At 57.7% G+C, this 16,075-nt stretch carries 23 protein-coding genes; 13 read left to right on the plus strand and 10 right to left on the minus strand.

The window, feature by feature from the left end:
* Positions 1 to 8: 8 nt before the first annotated feature.
* The 6 genes from dnaQ (at position 9) to ACEWMW_RS04605 (ending at position 3,638) form a co-directional block, all read left to right on the plus strand.
* Positions 9 to 713 (plus strand): DNA polymerase III subunit epsilon, encoded by a 705-nt coding sequence (gene dnaQ, locus ACEWMW_RS04580; protein ID WP_409412710.1) that lies wholly within the window; start codon positions 9 to 11, stop codon positions 711 to 713.
* A 44-nt stretch (positions 714 to 757) separates the two neighbouring features.
* On the plus strand, positions 758 to 1,327 hold the full coding sequence (gene hpf, locus ACEWMW_RS04585; protein ID WP_409412711.1) for a ribosome hibernation-promoting factor, HPF/YfiA family: 570 nt from the start codon (positions 758 to 760) through the stop codon (positions 1,325 to 1,327).
* Between the two features lie 126 nt (positions 1,328 to 1,453).
* A complete protein-coding gene (locus tag ACEWMW_RS04590; RefSeq protein WP_409412712.1) occupies positions 1,454 to 1,915 on the plus strand; it encodes a PTS sugar transporter subunit IIA in 462 nt (153 codons plus the stop codon).
* Positions 1,916 to 1,965: 50 nt separating this feature from the next.
* Entirely contained in the window at positions 1,966 to 2,418 is a 453-nt protein-coding gene (locus ACEWMW_RS04595; protein ID WP_409412713.1) for a PaaI family thioesterase, read from the plus strand.
* A gap of 3 nt (positions 2,419 to 2,421) precedes the next feature.
* Positions 2,422 to 2,757 carry a DUF1491 family protein gene (locus tag ACEWMW_RS04600; protein WP_409412714.1) on the plus strand — a complete coding sequence of 112 codons (336 nt, stop codon included), beginning with the start codon at positions 2,422 to 2,424 and terminating at the stop codon, positions 2,755 to 2,757.
* Positions 2,758 to 2,957: 200 nt separating this feature from the next.
* Positions 2,958 to 3,638, plus strand: a complete 681-nt coding sequence (locus ACEWMW_RS04605) for a cell wall hydrolase (RefSeq protein WP_409412715.1) — start codon at positions 2,958 to 2,960, stop codon at positions 3,636 to 3,638.
* A gap of 27 nt (positions 3,639 to 3,665) precedes the next feature.
* Here ACEWMW_RS04605 and xth read toward each other — a convergent pair whose 3' ends face one another.
* The 3 genes from xth to ACEWMW_RS04620 all read right to left on the minus strand — a co-directional run bounded on the left by xth (position 3,666) and on the right by ACEWMW_RS04620 (position 5,273).
* The gene (gene xth, locus ACEWMW_RS04610; RefSeq protein WP_409412716.1) at positions 3,666 to 4,439 is read right to left on the minus strand and encodes an exodeoxyribonuclease III; all 774 of its coding nucleotides are present in this window, start codon (positions 4,437 to 4,439) and stop codon (positions 3,666 to 3,668) included.
* A gap of 10 nt (positions 4,440 to 4,449) precedes the next feature.
* The gene (gene erpA, locus ACEWMW_RS04615; protein ID WP_409412717.1) at positions 4,450 to 4,779 is read right to left on the minus strand and encodes an iron-sulfur cluster insertion protein ErpA; all 330 of its coding nucleotides are present in this window, start codon (positions 4,777 to 4,779) and stop codon (positions 4,450 to 4,452) included.
* A gap of 62 nt (positions 4,780 to 4,841) precedes the next feature.
* Positions 4,842 to 5,273, minus strand: coding sequence for a CBS domain-containing protein (locus ACEWMW_RS04620; protein ID WP_409412718.1), 432 nt, complete (start codon positions 5,271 to 5,273; stop codon positions 4,842 to 4,844).
* 115 nt (positions 5,274 to 5,388) lie between these two features.
* Here ACEWMW_RS04620 and ACEWMW_RS04625 point away from each other — a divergent pair, with 115 nt between their 5' ends.
* Positions 5,389 to 5,676 carry a hypothetical protein gene (locus tag ACEWMW_RS04625; protein ID WP_409412719.1) on the plus strand — a complete coding sequence of 96 codons (288 nt, stop codon included), beginning with the start codon at positions 5,389 to 5,391 and terminating at the stop codon, positions 5,674 to 5,676.
* Here ACEWMW_RS04625 and ACEWMW_RS04630 read toward each other — a convergent pair.
* From ACEWMW_RS04630 to ACEWMW_RS04645, 4 genes are read right to left on the minus strand one after another with little or no spacing between them, the layout of a single operon-like run.
* The gene (locus ACEWMW_RS04630) at positions 5,673 to 6,065 is read right to left on the minus strand and encodes a (2Fe-2S) ferredoxin domain-containing protein (protein WP_409412720.1); all 393 of its coding nucleotides are present in this window, start codon (positions 6,063 to 6,065) and stop codon (positions 5,673 to 5,675) included. The genes ACEWMW_RS04625 and ACEWMW_RS04630 overlap by 4 nt on opposite strands.
* 9 nt (positions 6,066 to 6,074) lie before the next feature.
* A complete protein-coding gene (locus ACEWMW_RS04635) occupies positions 6,075 to 6,539 on the minus strand; it encodes a DUF2497 domain-containing protein (protein ID WP_409412721.1) in 465 nt (154 codons plus the stop codon).
* A gap of 41 nt (positions 6,540 to 6,580) precedes the next feature.
* The gene (locus tag ACEWMW_RS04640; protein ID WP_409412722.1) at positions 6,581 to 8,059 is read right to left on the minus strand and encodes a TolC family outer membrane protein; all 1,479 of its coding nucleotides are present in this window, start codon (positions 8,057 to 8,059) and stop codon (positions 6,581 to 6,583) included.
* Entirely contained in the window at positions 8,047 to 8,646 is a 600-nt protein-coding gene (locus tag ACEWMW_RS04645) for a protein-L-isoaspartate O-methyltransferase family protein (protein WP_409412723.1), read from the minus strand. The genes ACEWMW_RS04640 and ACEWMW_RS04645 overlap by 13 nt, the downstream gene beginning before the upstream one ends.
* A 164-nt stretch (positions 8,647 to 8,810) precedes the next feature.
* On the opposite strand from ACEWMW_RS04645, the gene ACEWMW_RS04650 reads away from it, so the two are divergent.
* The 3 genes from ACEWMW_RS04650 (at position 8,811) to ACEWMW_RS04660 (ending at position 12,377) form a co-directional block, all read left to right on the plus strand.
* Positions 8,811 to 10,328, plus strand: a complete 1,518-nt coding sequence (locus ACEWMW_RS04650) for a fumarate hydratase (RefSeq protein WP_409413606.1) — start codon at positions 8,811 to 8,813, stop codon at positions 10,326 to 10,328.
* A gap of 74 nt (positions 10,329 to 10,402) precedes the next feature.
* Positions 10,403 to 11,650 carry a sensor histidine kinase gene (locus tag ACEWMW_RS04655; protein WP_409412724.1) on the plus strand — a complete coding sequence of 416 codons (1,248 nt, stop codon included), beginning with the start codon at positions 10,403 to 10,405 and terminating at the stop codon, positions 11,648 to 11,650.
* A complete protein-coding gene (locus ACEWMW_RS04660; RefSeq protein WP_409412725.1) occupies positions 11,637 to 12,377 on the plus strand; it encodes a LytR/AlgR family response regulator transcription factor in 741 nt (246 codons plus the stop codon). Before ACEWMW_RS04655 ends, ACEWMW_RS04660 begins: the two co-directional genes overlap by 14 nt.
* Positions 12,378 to 12,479: 102 nt before the next feature.
* Here the strand turns inward: ACEWMW_RS04660 and ACEWMW_RS04665 are convergent, their stop codons facing one another.
* A complete protein-coding gene (locus ACEWMW_RS04665) occupies positions 12,480 to 12,773 on the minus strand; it encodes a UrcA family protein (RefSeq protein WP_409412726.1) in 294 nt (97 codons plus the stop codon).
* A gap of 221 nt (positions 12,774 to 12,994) precedes the next feature.
* Here ACEWMW_RS04665 and ACEWMW_RS04670 point away from each other — a divergent pair, with 221 nt between their 5' ends.
* The 3 genes from ACEWMW_RS04670 (at position 12,995) to ACEWMW_RS04680 (ending at position 14,868) form a co-directional block, all read left to right on the plus strand.
* Positions 12,995 to 13,261 carry a hypothetical protein gene (locus tag ACEWMW_RS04670; RefSeq protein WP_409412727.1) on the plus strand — a complete coding sequence of 89 codons (267 nt, stop codon included), beginning with the start codon at positions 12,995 to 12,997 and terminating at the stop codon, positions 13,259 to 13,261.
* Between the two features lie 433 nt (positions 13,262 to 13,694).
* On the plus strand, positions 13,695 to 14,555 hold the full coding sequence (locus tag ACEWMW_RS04675) for a metallophosphoesterase family protein (RefSeq protein WP_409412728.1): 861 nt from the start codon (positions 13,695 to 13,697) through the stop codon (positions 14,553 to 14,555).
* Positions 14,556 to 14,670: 115 nt separating this feature from the next.
* The gene (locus ACEWMW_RS04680; RefSeq protein ID WP_409412729.1) at positions 14,671 to 14,868 is read left to right on the plus strand and encodes a hypothetical protein; all 198 of its coding nucleotides are present in this window, start codon (positions 14,671 to 14,673) and stop codon (positions 14,866 to 14,868) included.
* Between the two features lie 70 nt (positions 14,869 to 14,938).
* Here ACEWMW_RS04680 and rpsI read toward each other — a convergent pair whose 3' ends face one another.
* Positions 14,939 to 15,457, minus strand: coding sequence for a 30S ribosomal protein S9 (gene rpsI, locus ACEWMW_RS04685; protein WP_409412730.1), 519 nt, complete (start codon positions 15,455 to 15,457; stop codon positions 14,939 to 14,941).
* Positions 15,457 to 15,936 carry a 50S ribosomal protein L13 gene (gene rplM / locus ACEWMW_RS04690; protein WP_409412731.1) on the minus strand — a complete coding sequence of 160 codons (480 nt, stop codon included), beginning with the start codon at positions 15,934 to 15,936 and terminating at the stop codon, positions 15,457 to 15,459. Before rplM ends, rpsI begins: the two co-directional genes overlap by 1 nt.
* Positions 15,937 to 16,075: the final 139 nt, after the last annotated feature.

The following is a 16,075-nucleotide window of genomic DNA, read 5'->3' on the forward strand; positions in this document are numbered from 1 at the left end:
TGCTGCCAATGCGCGAAATCGTGTTCGATACCGAAACCACCGGCCTTGATCCCAAATCGGGGGACCGGATGGTCGAAATAGGCTGCATCGAACTGATCAACCGGATGCCAACCGGTGAGACCTATCACAGCTACTATAATCCTGAACGCGACATGCCCTCGGGGGCGGAAGCTGTGCACGGGCTTTCGGCAGCCTTTCTTTCTGACAAGCCCATGTTCGGCTCCAAAGCCGACGGGTTGCTCGAGTTTCTGCAGGACTCACCTTTAGTTGCGCACAACGCCTCTTTCGATTTCGGCTTCCTTAACAACGAGCTCACTCTGTGTGGCCGCGATATCGTGTCGATGGATCGCATGGTCGACACAGTCGCGCTTGCGCGCAAGCGCCATCCCGGGGCGAAACTTTCGCTCGATGCATTGTGCACTCGCTACGGCATCGATCGTAGCCACCGGGTCAAGCATGGCGCGTTGCTCGATGCCGAATTGCTGGCGCAGGTTTATCTCGAGCTTCTGGGTGGACGACAGATAGGTCTTTCGCTCGCTGCAGACGCCGGGGCGAGTGCGCCAAATGGCGATGGGCGGATTGCTGCTGCAGGGGCTGTGCGCAAGCCGATGGGCGAGCGGCGCGAGCCACGTCCGCATGTTGCTAGCCCTAGCGAGCTGGAGCGGCATGCCGAATTTGTTGGGCAGATCGAGAATGCTCTTTGGCGCAGCTGAGTTCGCTCGGCGCGCAAGACTGAATTGAAGGGGTAGGAGAGTTTATGGAAGTTCGCGTTTCAGGGCATCAGATCGATACTGGCAGCGCTTTGCAAGAGCATGTCTCCGAGCGCCTGACGTCGATGGTCGAGAAGTACTTCAATCGCGCGATTTCTTCACATGTGACATTCGGCAAGGAAGCAGGGGGCGCTTTCAGCTGCGATATAGTGACGCATGTCATGCAGGGCATGATTGTAAAGGCTCACGGTGTTGCTCACGACATCCATCAATCGCTCGACCAAGCGACAGCCAAAATTGACAAACAGCTCCGGCGATACAAGCGGCGTATCCAGGATCGCCACAAGCAGCAGTCTTACGCGCAGCGAGAAGAGGAGGCGGCTTATACCATATTTGCCCCAATAGAGGACGATGTGGAGGAGGTTGAAACCAGCGATGCGCCGCCGATTATCGCTGAAACTACGGCTGATATTCCAGAAGCCAGCGTCGCAGATGCCGTGATGATGCTTGATCTCCGTGACACCAATGCGCTGTTTTTCAAAAATGCTGGAACTGAGCGGCATAATATGGTTTATCGCCGCCGCGATGGCTCGATCGGATGGGTTGAGCCCCGCTGACGCCGGGATTTTTGAGGGTTACCGGCAGACTCACCCAAGCTGGGGGAACCGGAACCGGGAACGGCGCGCGAGCGTTGAACCGATGAGCTGTTTGCTTTTTTAAGGGACGCAAAGACCAAGATTGCCATGAATGCCAAGTTTAATCTTTTACCCGATGCGATCGATACGATCGGTGCTGACGAGAAGCATGAAATTCTCTCAGCGCTGGCTGAGTTGTTTGCCCGGGTGTATGAGCTTGATGCACCCCAAGTGCTTGAATCTTTGGAAGAGCGTGAAAATCTTGGATCGACAGGCTTCGGGCGGGGCGTTGCGATTCCCCATGCCCGCATAGAAGGGATTAACCGCCCGGTCGCAGCACTGCTGAAGCTGAAAAATGCAGTCGAGTTCGAGGCGGCGGACGGCATGCCTGTGGATCTCGTGATTGGTTTGTTATCTCCGAGCAACGCCGGCGCTACGCACTTACATGCGCTTGCAGCGATCTCAAGAATGGTGCGAGATGAAGATATTCACCAGGCGCTTGTCGAAGCGAGTGACAATGAAGCACTGTTTGCGCTTCTAACAAACGTTACGGATCGCGACGCTGCCTGAGGAGGCAAGTCAATGTCTTGGAGCGCAGTGATTTCCTGGGATCCATCAAGGTGAGCGGAGCCGAACAGCACTACCGGGCGCTCGAGAATCTGTATCGATCGGCACCCATCAATTCCCTCTTCGCCTCCGAGATTGAGATCACGGGTGAGGGGCTGGCGGAGATCAGCTTCGATGTGACCGAAGCCGCCTATCACGCAGCCGGTGCAGCACATGGTACTATTTACTTCAAGATGCTCGATGATGCGGCTTTCTACGCCGCAAATACATTGGCAACCGACCGCTTCCTTCTGACAACCTCATTCAACCTGCACTTCACCAAGCCCGTCCGCGAAGGAAAGGTCGTTGCGGAAGGGCGGTGGGTAAGCGGCCGCCGCCGTGTGTTTGTTGCCGAATCGCGCCTGATCGATGCCGAGGGCGATGAAATCGGGCGCGGGACCGGCACATTCATGCGCTCGCGAATCGCGTTGTACGGGCTTGCGGGTTACGACCCCGGGACGAGCTGAGGCGTGGATACACGCCTTCCCACACACCTCGAAGTGTCCGGCCTGATCCGCGCGGTTGAGGCTGCAGGAGGTTTCGCTACTGTGTTGGCGAAAGGGGAACGCGATGCGGGAACCCTTGCCATATTAACCATAGAGCGTGACAAAAATGCACGTTTTCACGAGCGAATGCCGCAAATGGATGGTTCGCGGACCTTTGTCTGCACCCGTGAGGAAGATCCTGAGAAAAAACAAGAATTTTCCGAATATGTGGCGAAGAGGCGGCGCCAGGATGGAGATTTATGGGTTGTTGAACTGGATGTCCCAGATGGAGAACGGTTCATCGCTGCACTGCAGCATTGAGTTGACTTAACGATTCAGTCCCCTATTTGGCCGCCATCTTCCAGAAAGCGTAGGCGATGGGGCGGCATTGGGGCCGGGCCTGTTAGCACGCAGACGGGAGGCGGCCGGCAGGTCAGCAATGAACCCAATCCAATGACGCAAGCAACGCGCATCGGGTTCCAGCCTGCGCAGGTCCGTCTACCGCCCTGATTGACGGGATCATGAGTCGTAAGACTACGAAAGCAAGCATTGCAGCGATCGCTGCAAGTCTGATGGTTGTATTTGCAAGCGCCGATGGATCGGGCGCTATCGCACAGGATACAGAAGCCGGCGAAACCATTCAGAAAGGCGAATTGGCCCTCACCGACGAGATCGTCCCCGAGGTCCCCGCCACAGAACCGATCCAGGACACTCTTTTCATCTCTGAGGAAGTTGCTCAGCCGGTCACAGGATCGTCGACTGTCGCAGCTCCTGAACCCAAGGCTGCCAGCCTGCATGCCCTGGTCGCAGATATGCGAGTTCCGGAACAACTTTCCGAGCAGATGCAATGTCTTGCCGGTGCCGTATATTTCGAAGCGCGCGGCGAGCCGCTTGCTGGTCAGTTGGCAGTGGCGCGGGTCGTCATAAACCGCGCGGAATCAAGCCGTTTTCCGGCGAGCTATTGCGGTGTTGTTTACCAGCGTGCGCAGTTTTCGTTCGTAAATAATGGCTCGATGCCTCGCATCAAAACCGGATCGCGTGCGTGGCAGCGCGCACGCGCAGTGGCGCGTATCGCCCATGAGGGAATGTGGGACAGCCAGGCGGCCGATTCCCTCTACTTTCATGCCAATTATGTGAAACCTCGCTGGGCCCGCGCTAAGCAGGCACGCGCGACGATCAACACGCACATTTTCTATAGGTAGGCAAGCTTCAGGCGCCAGCCGCCGAGATTAGCGAGCGACTTCCACCCATATGGGTGCATGGTCGCTCGCTTTTTCGCGTCCGCGATGTTCCTTGTCGACGCCTGCTGCGGTGAGGCTGTCGGCGAGCTCCGGGCTGAGCAGCAAATGATCGATGCGAAAACCATGGTCTCTTTGCCATGCGCCGCGCTGGTAATCCCAATAAGTCCACACCCCGCCGCGTGGATTGAGTGTGGCTAGCGCATCGGCCCAGCCGTCGCCCAACAGGCGCGCATAGGCCGCACGCGATTCGGGCTGCATGAGTGCATCGTCCTGCATCGACTTGGTCGACCAGACGTCTCGGTCTTCAGGAATGACATTGTAGTCGCCCACGAGTGCACAGGGGATCTCCTGTTCCCACAATGTGCGGGCATGTGCGCGCAAACGCTCCATCCAAGCGAGCTTGTAGTCGAATTTCGGCCCTGGATGCGGGTTGCCGTTCGGCAAGTAGATCGATGCGACCCTGACGCCGTCTACCTCGGCTTCGAGATAGCGTGATTGCTCGTCTGAAGCATCACCTGGTAGACCGCGTTGCGTTTCTTTTGGTTCCACACCGTCCGCGAGGATTGCCACACCATTGAAGCTCTTCTGGCCGTGCCAGATCGCCTTGTAACCAATCTTCTCGAAGGCATCGGCAGGGAAGCCATCATCCTGGCTCTTGATCTCTTGCAGGCACGCCACTTTGGGGCGCGTTTCCTCGAGCCATTCCAGCAAGCGTGGAAGGCGAGCCTTGATGCCGTTTATATTGAATGACGCGATCCGCACGCGCCGATCTTTAGATACCGAAGCTGGAACCGCAACCGCAGCCCGCCGCGGCATTGGGGTTTTCCACTCGGAAAGCCGCGCCACCAAGCGATTCGACGAAATCGACCGTGCTACCTGCTACAAGATCGAGACTGATAGGATCGACCACCAAGCGCACACCTTCGGTTTCGCTCACGATATCGTCAGCCTCTGCCGCTTCTGCGAGGTCGAACTTGTATTGAAAGCCCGAACACCCGCCGCCTTCGACCGACAGCCGCAGGAGTGCCGGCTTCGATTGTTTTTCGGCAATCGCAGCAACTCGCTTTGCAGCGGAAGGGGTAAGAGTAAGCGTTTCAGCCATGGACCGAATGTAGGTACGCGGCGCCGCTTGCTCAAGCGCAATCGATATCTGCGCGGAAAAGGCTAGCCGGTTGTGATATACTCGCGCATCGCCTGGGCCTCATGCTCAACCTCGTCGATCCGTGATTTAACCAGGTCGCCGATGGAGATGAATCCGCACATCGCGCCGTTATCTGTCACTGGGAGATGGCGGATTCTGCGCCGTGTCATCAGTCCGAGCGCCTCATCAACCCGAGTAGACTTCTCGACCGTAATGGCCGGAGCCGTCATGATGTCACCAACCCGGCAGGCGAGGCTACCAGAGCCATCTTTAGCCAGATTATAGAGGACATCGCGTTCCGAGAAAATGCCAGCCAGCGAGCCGTTCTCAAGTACCGGAACTGCTCCAATGCGTTTTTCCGCCAGCAGCTTGCAGGCATCAGCTACGCTTGCATTGGCATCGCATGTAATCACCGCGCTAGCAGAGCGGCTCGCGATCAATTGCGCTATTTCCATGCTCCCTCCTTCTCTCTTCGGCCGGAGAATGCCATTTTTTTGAGCGCAAAGCGAGTCCGCGCCAATCACCTAAGCAATTGCGCTCTACTGCACCTTGGCCCATGAGCATGCTGACATGCCGAGCGAATCCCCTCTCGATGATCCCGAAAATGCCCGTTTCGCCTGGGCGCGGTATAAGCGATTGATGCTGCTGATGGTCGGTTTGACGATCACTGTGGTCGCGATCGCTCTGACGATCCTCTATTTCACCACCGGGCCCGTATCGATCCACTTCTACATCGCCACCGGTCTCGGGATCGGAGTGACAATGATGTTGGCCAGCGCCTTGATGGGGCTGACGTTCCTCTCGAACGGCACGGGCCATGATGCGAGCGTATCCGACGGCACGGAGTACCGCGACTAGTCTGGTTCCGGAGGATAAAGCCGGAATTCCTCAACCGGCTGACCGCCAACCAAATGCTGCTGGATAACCTGTTCGAGCACATCGGGCGTACACGAATGATACCAAACTCCGTCAGGCTGGACGAGCGCGACCGGTCCAGCAGCACAAACTTGCAGGCAATCGGCCTTCGTTCGCCCGATCCCGCCTTGCGTCTCGGAGGTCTTTGGTCCTGTCAGTCCCAGCTGCTTGAGGCGCGATTTCAGATATTTCCATGACCGCTCACCATCTTCGCGGCGACAGCACTTCTGCTTCTCAGACATTGCGCACAGGAAGATATGGCGCTCGATGGCACTCGCGCCGATCTTGTCACAAGCGATCCGCGCCTTGTCTATCTCGATCTGGGAGTTCACGCGGATGATCTAACTTCGCTTGCGAGCAATCCGCGCGATTTCGTCTTTCACCATCTTCTCGACCATTCCTGGAAGGTTCTTGTCGAGCCATTCTGAAAGCATCGGTCGCAGCATTTCCCGCACCAAACCTTCAAGCGACGTTTCACCCGAACGTACGATCTGCGGTTTGGCGCTGGGCTCTGAGAGCATCGCGAGCGCCGCAAAATTCTCCTGCATCGAGCTGCTGACACTGCTGGTTATCAGTGGAGTATCTTCTTCTTCGCCGATATCGTCATCGTAGCAACTATCCTCGACCAATTCGGCTTCAGAAAGATCGAAGATCTCATCCGGTTCGTCGGATGCCAATTCTTCGGCAACTCCGACTTCGCTCCGGCGCCGGCGTTCAGCGTCCGCGCTATCGCGATTATCACGGGCAATCACCCGTTTGATCGAATCCAGGATCTCTTCGACCGAGGCTTCACCCTGCTGCTTCATTCATCAACCCCTGATTCGAATCGCGAGCCGCACTATAAGCATCATTCGGCGGGATTTTCATCCTCTAGCGGAATAGATGCATCCGGGGCGGCGATATCGACCGTGCTGGTGGATACGGCAGCAGGCTCTGGGTCGCGATCCCAGTCGAATACGCGATTGCGGACACGGTCGTAATTGAGCTGCGGATCGTAGAGCGGCCCGCCCATATCGAGATTGAGGTCGCGCGCTTCTGCGCGGCCCATCGCGGCCAGCAGGCTGAAGCCCGAAACATAGGCGTTACGCCTTGCCGTCACCAGTTGGACACGCGCGCGCAGCAGTTCCTGTTCGGCATTGAGCACATCGAGAATGGAGCGGCTGCCGATTGAATTTTCTGCGCGCACGCCCTCGAGACTGAGTTCGGCAGCAGCAACTGCGCCTTGCGAGCTCTCAATAATCGCATTCGATGCGAGCAGGCTTGAATAGGCTGCCCTGACCTGCGCGATGACATTGCGTTCGGCTCCAATAAGTTGCTCGAGCGCAGCCGTTTCGCGCGCATAAGCTTGGCGTTGGCGCGCGGCTGGCAAACCACCTTGGAATATCGGGATCGTCACTTGCAGGCCGATATTCGCAGTGGTTTCTGTTTGCACCAGATCGGCGGCAATCGGGCCGCCAAGCGTCCCATGATAATCCGTGTAATCGAGCCCTGCAAAGGCGCCCAGCGTGGGCAGCCGTCCTGCACCTGCAGCTTCAGAATCGAAACCGGCGGCTTCAGCCCGCTCACGGGCGGCAATCAGGTCCGGATTATGTTCAAGCGCTATTCCGACAGCCTCTTCGACGCTGTCCGGAAGGCCCGGAAGCGGGGGAGGGGGCTGAAGGTTGGTGGGGGCTTCCCCTACCAACTGGATGTAGTTCTCACGCGCACCGACCAAGTTGGCCTGCGCGCCCTGCAAATCGCTTTGCGCGACGGCCAGACGCGATTGCGACTGGGCAACATCGGTGCGGGTCAGGTCGCCAATTTCGAAACGGTCGCTAGTCGCTTCGAGATTGATTGCGAGGACATCGACCTGATTGGCGGAAAGTCCAACCACGGCCTGGTTGCGCAGAACATCCATGTATGCGGCGACAACCTGGGAAAAAACCGAGCTCTCCGTGCCGCGTAGATCGGCTTGTCCTGCTGCGACGCGCTCCTTCGCAGCCTTGATCGAGTTCTTGATTGCGCCACCTGAATAAATCGGAACCGTTAGATCCGGCCCGATCTGTGTGCGACGCTCAGGTGCCGTGAAACTGTTGGGCGAAACCTTCAGGAATTCGATGTGATTCCCGCTCGCAGTGATATTGGGAGCAGCACGGGACTGCTCGATCGGCACATTCTCGTCTGTCGCGCGCTGGTTTGCGCGGGCGGCCTGCAAGGTAGGATTGGTGAGATAAGCCTGGGCAAGTGCTTCGCGCAATGTGTCAGCCTGCGCAGGAGCGGCGACGAGCGCCGCGCCCATTAACAAGCCCACACGAAGCGACCCTCCCGCCATATTCAGAAGCTCCATTCCTTGGGCTTCTCGAACTGCGGAAGGCGAGCAATCCCCAGTTCGGCCAATGGCAGCAAGGAGATCCGGGCTCCCACGCGCCGACCGACGGCCAGCCGAGTAACATTGTTCTTTACAATCCCGGTCACGACACGGCCGCCTTGTTCAACACGCTTGACCAGCGCTTCAGGAAACTCGTCGATAGCGCCGTCGATCAACAGCAGCGAATAGGTTGCGCGCTTGCGCGAGGAACCGGTCGCTTCTTCGGGTGTGATCACGTCCAGCTTGCCCACCAGCGGGCGCACGAGCTCTGGCAGGTAGCCACTACCGCCATCAACCAGAAGCACACGGTCGGATGCGCGGGGTTCTGCTTCTGCCAGCATTTTGGCATGAACCAGGGGCGCGCTGAGGTAATTGCCGTCACCAAGCGGGATGGCGCGGTCCATGTATGCGACATTGCGCGATGCAGCCGGCACGAAGTCTTCGCGCGGCACCGTGCCCATGCGCGAAAGAACGAAAGATTCATTGACCCCCGAGGTCCGTAACTGGCTGTCGAGCATGGCGCGCCGTGCGGCAGCAAAATCGGTGGTTGTGGCAGTGGAATTCATTGAAATGTCCTGGAACACTGTTCTAGTCTAATAATACAGTCCGTCAATCCGGAGCGGGCGCTATCTAGTGATAAACCGGTGCCGCGCCAAGCGCTTTGCGCTCAGGTGCGACTGGCTCTATGGGGCCTCCTTCGACCAACTGGAGCGAACGGGCGATGAACGACATGGTGATTATCAGCGAAGACGACCTCATCGAAAGTGTGGCCGACGCGTTGCAATATATCTCCTACTATCATCCGATGGACTACATCGAGGCGCTGGGCGAAGCCTATGAGGCCGAACAAGGCCCCGCCGCCAAAGATGCCATCGCCCAAATCCTCACCAACAGCCGGATGTGTGCCGAAGGGCATCGGCCGCTGTGCCAGGACACTGGAATCGTCAACGTATTCGTCAAATGGGGGCAGGATTGTCGGCTGAATTCACCGCGCAGCCTGCAAGAGGTTGTCGATGAAGGCGTTCGGCGTGCCTATGCCCATGCCGATAACAAGCTGCGCGCCTCGGTTCTGGCCGATCCGGCCTTCACCCGACGCAATACACGCGACAATACGCCGAGTGTTCTGTCGGTCGAGATGCTGCCTGGACGAACGGTTTCGATCGATGTTGCCGCCAAGGGTGGGGGCAGCGAAGCAAAATCCAAGTTCAAAATGATGAACCCTTCCGACAACATCGTCGAATGGGTTCTCGAAATGATCCCGCTGATGGGGGCGGGATGGTGCCCGCCGGGCATGCTGGGCATCGGCATCGGAGGCACGGCAGAGCATTGTGTGAAGCTCGCCAAGCAGTCGCTCATGGACCCCATCGACATGGGACAGCTCAAGAAGCGCGGGGCCAAGACCGACATCGAACAACTGCGGATCGATATTTTCGATGCTGTCAATGCGACCGGTGTCGGTGCCCAAGGCCTGGGTGGGCTGTCGACTGTTTTGGATGTAAAAATCCTCGATGCGCCGTGCCATGCGGCGAACAAGCCTGTCGCGATGATCCCCAATTGTGCCGCCACCCGCCACGCCCATTTCTCGCTCGATGGCTCGGGCCCTGCCTACTTGCCGCAGCCCGATCTCGATGCTTGGCCAAAAGTCCACTGGGAACCTGATACAAACGCCAAGCGCGTTGATCTCGATAATCTGACGCCGCAAGAAGTCCAGGGCTGGGAGGCTGGCGACCGGCTACTTCTCAATGGCTCGATGCTGACCGGGCGCGATGCGGCGCACAAGCGCATTCAGGACATGCTGGCGAAGGGTGAAGATCTGCCCGTGAGCTTCAAGGGGCGGGCGATCTACTATGTTGGCCCCGTCGATCCAGTCGTCGGCGAGATAGTCGGCCCGGCTGGACCAACGACCGCCACCCGTATGGACAAGTTCACCGACATGATGCTCGAGCAGGGCCTCCTTGCGATGATCGGCAAGGCCGAACGCGGGCAAGGCGCGGTCGATGTCATTGCCCGGCACAAGGTCGCTTACCTCATGGCCGTAGGCGGGGCCGCCTATCTTGTTTCGCGCGCGATCAAGGACGCCAAGGTTCTCGCTTTCGAGGACCTTGGAATGGAGGCGATTTATGAATTTACTGTGAGGGATATGCCGGTCACGGTGGCCGTAGATGCCGAAGGAAACAACGTCCACACATTGGCGCCCGCTGCGTGGAAGACCAAAATTGCCGAGGAAGGCCTCCTGCAAGACGCCTGAATCTATCGACCAAGGGCAGATTCGCCTCGATAGCGGGTCTGGTCCCGGATAAGGCTCTGGTCTAGATCGTTCCGATGTCGACAGGGGATAGGATCCAGGAAGCGCCGGTGGCGCGTGTGCCAATTCGACTGGTGCTTCTTTCGATCGTTGTCCTGTGGGCGTGCTACTATGGGCTGATCTCAGCACGCAGCCTGATCATTGCGCTTCCCTATCAAGGGGAGATGCTTTGGCGGCGTGCAATCGTTTCTCTAGGCGGCGCGGCACTCACCTTCGTGCTTTGGTGGGGCATTCGCTTCTTCGATCGCAACGCACTTTGGGTGAAGGTATCGGTCGCCATCGTATTGGCACTGCCGATCGCTTTCACAATCGCGGGATTTAATCGCGCCATGTTTGCACCGCTAGATGACAAATTCATCCATGAGATGGGCAAAAAGAATGGACTCGAAATCAAACGTAACGATGATGGTGAGTTGATTGTCGAGATTGAAAACGATGGCCTCGGCGATAAGGGTGATCCGCTGCCTCCAACACAAGTAATCAAGCTTGGAGGCGATGAGGAGCGGGATTATTGGCGCCAACTAAGCGAGATGGCCATTGGCCGCTATTTCTTGTTGCTTGCCTGGTGCGCGCTCTATTTTGCGATGTTGGCTGGAGAAAAGGCTCGGCTTGCCGAGAGGCGAGAGGGTGAATTTCGCCAAGCAGCCCGGGCAGCTGAGCTTAGATCTCTGCGCTATCAGGTTAACCCGCATTTCCTGTTCAATACGCTCAATTCGCTTTCAGCACTCATTCTCACGAGCAAGAACGAGCAGGCGGAAGAAATGGTTCAATCCATTGCCAGCTTCTATCGCCGTAGCCTGATCGATGATCCGACGGCGGATTTGTGTCTTTACGAAGAAGTCGAACTCCAACGTAACTACCTTGCGATCGAAGCGGTGAGATTTCCAGAGCGACTGCGAACAAGATTCGACATCCCAGACGATCTGCTCGATGCCCGCTTGCCAGGAATGATACTGCAGCCCCTGGTTGAGAACTCGGTGAAGTATGCTGTGGCCGCAAGCGTCGATCCGACCCTGATCGAAATCAAGGCGCGCGAAGAATTTGGCCGGCTGCTAATTACTGTCAGTGACGATGGCCCAGGGTTGGGGGATAACGGCAATAGTGATCTTAATGGTAACGGGCAGAGTCATGGAATCGGACTCATCAATGTCCGGCAAAGGCTTGAAGCTCGATTTGGCGGAGATGTACAGATCACTTCGGGTCCAACTGAAACTGGCTATACTACGCACATAAGGGTGCCGCTGGATTACGATGGCAACTGCTGATCAGGATACTTCGCTGCGCACGTTGATCGTCGATGACGAGCCGCTCGCCGTCGAGCGTCTTCAGGTTGTTTGCGCCAAGATGGAGGGCATCAACGTTGCTGGTACGGCCAATGACGGTGCTGCCGCACTTCGATTGATAGAGGCGCTCGAGCCGGACCTCGTCTTGCTCGACATGACGATGCCAGTCATGGACGGTCTAACCGTGGCCAAGAAACTTGCCGAGCAGAAGAGGCGACCTGCGGTGATATTTGTGACCGCGCATGACAGCTACGCTGTCGAGGCCTTCGATTTGGATGCGGTGGATTACGTGCTCAAGCCGGTCACCGCAGAAAGGCTTTCACGTGCGATCGATCGGGCTCAAGCCCGCAAGGGCACACGGCTCTCGAGCGATAGTCGATGGCTTGAAGAATTATGGATCCCGCACAAATCTGAGCTAATCCGGATCGAGATGAACAATGTTTCAAGGATCGATGCTGAACGAGACTATGTCCGATTACATGTCGGCGAACAAACCTATCTGCTGCTTCAGACAATTGCCGGCCTTGAAGAGAAACTTGATCCATCGCGATTCATCAGGATCCATCGTTCGAACATTTTGAGGCGGGATTTCATCCGCGGCCTTCGACACGATGGTCTGGGTGTTTGGTTAGCGGAGCTTGAGAACGGCGCGGAGCTCAGGATCGGCCGAACATATTTGCCCAAGGTTAAAGCTATGGCGGGTCGCTAGATTCAATTCTGCGATTTGCGTGTCGCTAGTCCCTGGCTGGCAAAATGATTGGCCCGGACCGGGGGACTGCGTCCGGTCCGGGCCAGCTGGACGGCATGGGGTCTAGCCGCCCAACCCTTTCTGATCGAGGATCGCTGCTACCTGGTTTTTTGCGTTGGCCCGCGCCTCAACCATGCAGCGACGCGCTTCATTGGAGCGCACTCGCGTACCGGTCCGGATTGTTTGCACTTGGCAAACTTCTTCCAGTGCGCGGGTAATGCGGCGCTCAAGGATTTCTTGTCCTTCGGGTGATGCAAGATTGAGGTCTGCATAGCTAACCGCTCTTTCGTCCGCGAAAGCAGGCGATGTTGTTGCGGCAAGCGCCAGGGCAGCGAGGGCGTGCGGGATCTTTGTCATTTGTCGTTCTCCGTAAGTAACTCGGCGATGCCGAATTCAGCAGCAGTCCCCATAGCGTCTATGTAGCTTTTCCGGCTGAGCGGTCAGCGATCTATCGACGAGCGATTCGGCCTTTTGACAAGCGGTCTTGATGACCCGACGGACTGCAACTTTAAGCCGACAAACGGCGGCGAGCATGCAATGGCCTTTCAATTTGATGGATTTAGGGCTTAGAAAGTTACGTGCTCATTGTTTTCACCTTTATCATGGGCGTTGCCAACTTCGCGCTGCATCGCGCGGTGCTGGGCAGTAGGCACCCGCTGCTTCAGGGTGATGGGGGCGCCTTCCTACAAGGCGCCGGACGTTTTACACTCCCGGTCGAGTTCATTGTACTTGTTGCGGCATTGGCATTTGCGTTTCGTGATGAAAGCTGGGCCGGCTTGGCCTACGCGATCTACACCGCTGCCAATGCGTTTGCGGCTTGGCTCATAATATCAAGGCGGTTCTAAGTTCGGGAAACCACTGCCTGCCTTCTAGCGCTTAGCGCCTATGGCCGAGTTTCCCCGAACCTGCCGCGTGAGCAACTCTGCAAGTGGAAGCTACAACCCGCAGGCTGTTGAGCATCTGACCGACAGGATTCAATCGGCGGGCTTCGATATCGAACGCACTATCTGCCTCTCCGATGATGAACTTTCACTGCTCCCGACCAGCCCCACAAGCGGGGTCATTCACGTCTTGACCGGCGGAACGTTAAAGCTGTTTTCCCAACACCTTCACCGGACGGGCTTAGCTTGATCCGGCGCTCCTCGGACGGCCCGCATGATGGCCTGGGTGTCGAAGAGCACCTCGTGCTGGAGAATATCGGCGGTAAACGTCGCGAAAGGCGTCCCGGGAGGAATTGACTGTGGCGGAAGTCGAGGTCGATCTGTTAGCGACAACACCATGACATCAGGCAGAACACTCATTTTCCACCTGAGCGACGTCCATTTCGGCCTTGAAGACAACCGGGCGCTGGATTGGGTAAAGCAGGAGATTTCCGAGCAGCGGCCCGATGCCGTGGCAATCACGGGCGACCTTACCATGCGTGCCCGGCATCGGGAGTTCGAGGCGGCGACCCAGTGGATCAACTCGCTTGATGCCCCGGTAACCGTAGAGATCGGGAATCACGATATGCCGTATTTCAACCCGGTCGAGCGCTTCTTCGATCCCTATCGCCGAATGAGCGCCATCCAGGACAAGGTTGAGAAGGAAATCGATTTGCCCGGCCTTGCAGTTGTCCCCCTCAAGACAGTTCGGCGCTGGCAGCCCCGCCTCAACTGGTCGAAAGGCTGGGTGACCGATTCCGCGCTCGAAAAATGCTTGGCCGCGATCGATGCGCTACCCGAGGGGATGCAGGCGATCGTCACGGCGCATCATCCGCTCCGCGAAGTGGGCACCCAAGGCACCGCGCTGACACGAAACGGGCGCAAGGCGCTGGATGCCCTGGCAGTGCGCCCGGTGCTAGCGGTTCTTTCCGGCCATGTTCACGATGCCTTCGACATTGTCGAGGAGACGGGCAGCGGGCCAGTCAGGATGATAGGGGCGGGAACCCTGTCCCAGCGTGTGCGATCGACTCCGCCTAGCTTCAATGAACTTGTCTGGGACGGAAGACGGCTTGAGGTGACTGTTCGCAATCTCGACCATGTCCTTACCCAGGATATGCAGATCAGCGATGTTCCGGCCAATGCCCTGCCGCCCCGCCAGCCTGGAGAGCCGGTGGCCCGGGTCAACCAAGTGCCGCGGACTGATCCGCCCGTCCATTAAGCCTGCAACGGATCGCCCTAACTTCGCGTTAACCATCTTTGGCAAGCCGTTGGTCATATAGCCCGGCCAATCTAGCCCAAGGATTTGTTAAGCAAACGGGCCGCGGAGCGTCGTGATGGAGTTGGTCAAAGCGATCCCCATGGGGGTGATTCTCACCTGGGTTGTCGCGCTTGTAATCGGTTCAACCGGTTCGAGCGGCGGCCAGCTGGCGATTCATCACATGACCATGGGTGAAATCGACGTGCTGTGGTCATGGCCGCTGTTTCTCGGAGGTACCGGGCTAGCCTGGGGTCTGATGCTGATGCAGCGCTAGTTTCGATACCCACCAATACACGAAAAAGGGCGACTCAATCGAGCCGCCCTTTGTTGTCTGTGAAGTTCGCTTAGCGCTTCGAGAACTGGAAGCTGCGACGCGCCTTGGCGCGGCCGTACTTCTTCCGCTCGACCACACGGCTATCGCGGGTCAGGAACCCGGCAGCCTTGACGGTAGCCCGCAAGGCCGGCTCGTACTTGGTCAGCGCCTGGCTGATGCCATGCTTGACCGCTCCGGCCTGGCCCGAAAGACCGCCGCCGCGCACGGTTGCAATCACGTCATACTGGCCTTCGCGTTCGGTGATGGCGAATGGCTGGTTGATGATCAGGCGAAGAGTCGGGCGCGCGAAATAGACTTCCTGATCGCGGCCATTGACGGTGACTGTGCCCTTGCCCGGCTTGATCCAGACACGTGCGACCGCATCCTTGCGCCGCCCGGTTGCGTAAGCGCGGCCGAGATCGTCAAGTTCCTGTTCGCGCAGCGGAACGTCCGCCACGGCTGCGATTTTAGCGGCATCACCTTCAGGTGCATCGCCGGCGATGTCTTTCAGATCGGCGAGATCGGAAACGGTGTTGTTTTCGTCAGCCATTATGCGGTGACCTTATTCTTGCGATTCATGGATGCGACATCGAGCACTTCGGGCTTCTGCCCGTCGTGCGGGTGTTCGGTGCCGTTGTAGAGGTGCAGTGCACGCATTTGGTCACGGCCAAGGGGTCCGCGCGGAATCATCCGCTCGACTGCCTTCTCCAGCACACGTTCCGGGAAACGACCTTCGAGGATCTTCGCAGGCGTTGTTTCCTTGATGCCGCCGACATAGCCGGTGTGCTTGTAATAACGCTTGTCAGACATCTTCTTGCCGGTGAATTTCACTTTGTCGGCATTGATGACAATCACGTGATCGCCGCAGTCGACATGCGGGGTGTAGCTCGGCTTATGCTTGCCGCGCAGGAGGTTGGCGATGATCGTGGCAACGCGGCCAACAACGAGGCCTTCTGCATCGATCAGGTGCCATTTCTTTTCGACCTCGGCCGGTTTGATCGACCGGGTGGTCTTGCTGAGCGCCTTCATGGGCTGTTTTCCATTCCTGAGTTTACGTTCGCGCCGGGGCGCAAATTTCTTGCGCCTGCCTCATGGGAGCCCTGCGCCAAGTGCGCGCCATCTGGCGTCGAAAGTGCCGCAAGTCAAGCATTTCCGGGCCTCACAGAGG

The sequence above is a fragment of the Litorerythrobacter xanthomarinus genome, assembly GCF_046254955.1.
Taxonomy (GTDB): domain Bacteria; phylum Pseudomonadota; class Alphaproteobacteria; order Sphingomonadales; family Sphingomonadaceae; genus Qipengyuania_C.

Coding starts and splice junctions, on each gene's coding strand:
- ACEWMW_RS04605 (WP_409412715.1), top strand. CDS start 2,958: ATGAGTCGTAAGACTACGAAAGCAAGCATTGCAGCGATCGCTGCAAGT.
- ACEWMW_RS04590 (WP_409412712.1), top strand. CDS start 1,454: ATGAATGCCAAGTTTAATCTTTTACCCGATGCGATCGATACGATCGGT.
- rplM (WP_409412731.1), bottom strand. CDS start 15,936: ATGAAGGCGCTCAGCAAGACCACCCGGTCGATCAAACCGGCCGAGGTC.
- ACEWMW_RS04640 (WP_409412722.1), bottom strand. CDS start 8,059: ATGGAGCTTCTGAATATGGCGGGAGGGTCGCTTCGTGTGGGCTTGTTA.
- ACEWMW_RS04655 (WP_409412724.1), top strand. CDS start 10,403: ATGTCGACAGGGGATAGGATCCAGGAAGCGCCGGTGGCGCGTGTGCCA.
- ACEWMW_RS04675 (WP_409412728.1), top strand. CDS start 13,695: ATGACATCAGGCAGAACACTCATTTTCCACCTGAGCGACGTCCATTTC.
- ACEWMW_RS04660 (WP_409412725.1), top strand. CDS start 11,637: ATGGCAACTGCTGATCAGGATACTTCGCTGCGCACGTTGATCGTCGAT.
- ACEWMW_RS04620 (WP_409412718.1), bottom strand. CDS start 5,273: ATGGAAATAGCGCAATTGATCGCGAGCCGCTCTGCTAGCGCGGTGATT.
- erpA (WP_409412717.1), bottom strand. CDS start 4,779: ATGGCTGAAACGCTTACTCTTACCCCTTCCGCTGCAAAGCGAGTTGCT.
- ACEWMW_RS04635 (WP_409412721.1), bottom strand. CDS start 6,539: ATGAAGCAGCAGGGTGAAGCCTCGGTCGAAGAGATCCTGGATTCGATC.
- hpf (WP_409412711.1), top strand. CDS start 758: ATGGAAGTTCGCGTTTCAGGGCATCAGATCGATACTGGCAGCGCTTTG.
- ACEWMW_RS04625 (WP_409412719.1), top strand. CDS start 5,389: ATGCCGAGCGAATCCCCTCTCGATGATCCCGAAAATGCCCGTTTCGCC.
- ACEWMW_RS04650 (WP_409413606.1), top strand. CDS start 8,811: ATGGTGATTATCAGCGAAGACGACCTCATCGAAAGTGTGGCCGACGCG.
- dnaQ (WP_409412710.1), top strand. CDS start 9: ATGCGCGAAATCGTGTTCGATACCGAAACCACCGGCCTTGATCCCAAA.
- ACEWMW_RS04665 (WP_409412726.1), bottom strand. CDS start 12,773: ATGACAAAGATCCCGCACGCCCTCGCTGCCCTGGCGCTTGCCGCAACA.
- ACEWMW_RS04645 (WP_409412723.1), bottom strand. CDS start 8,646: ATGAATTCCACTGCCACAACCACCGATTTTGCTGCCGCACGGCGCGCC.
- ACEWMW_RS04680 (WP_409412729.1), top strand. CDS start 14,671: ATGGAGTTGGTCAAAGCGATCCCCATGGGGGTGATTCTCACCTGGGTT.
- rpsI (WP_409412730.1), bottom strand. CDS start 15,457: ATGGCTGACGAAAACAACACCGTTTCCGATCTCGCCGATCTGAAAGAC.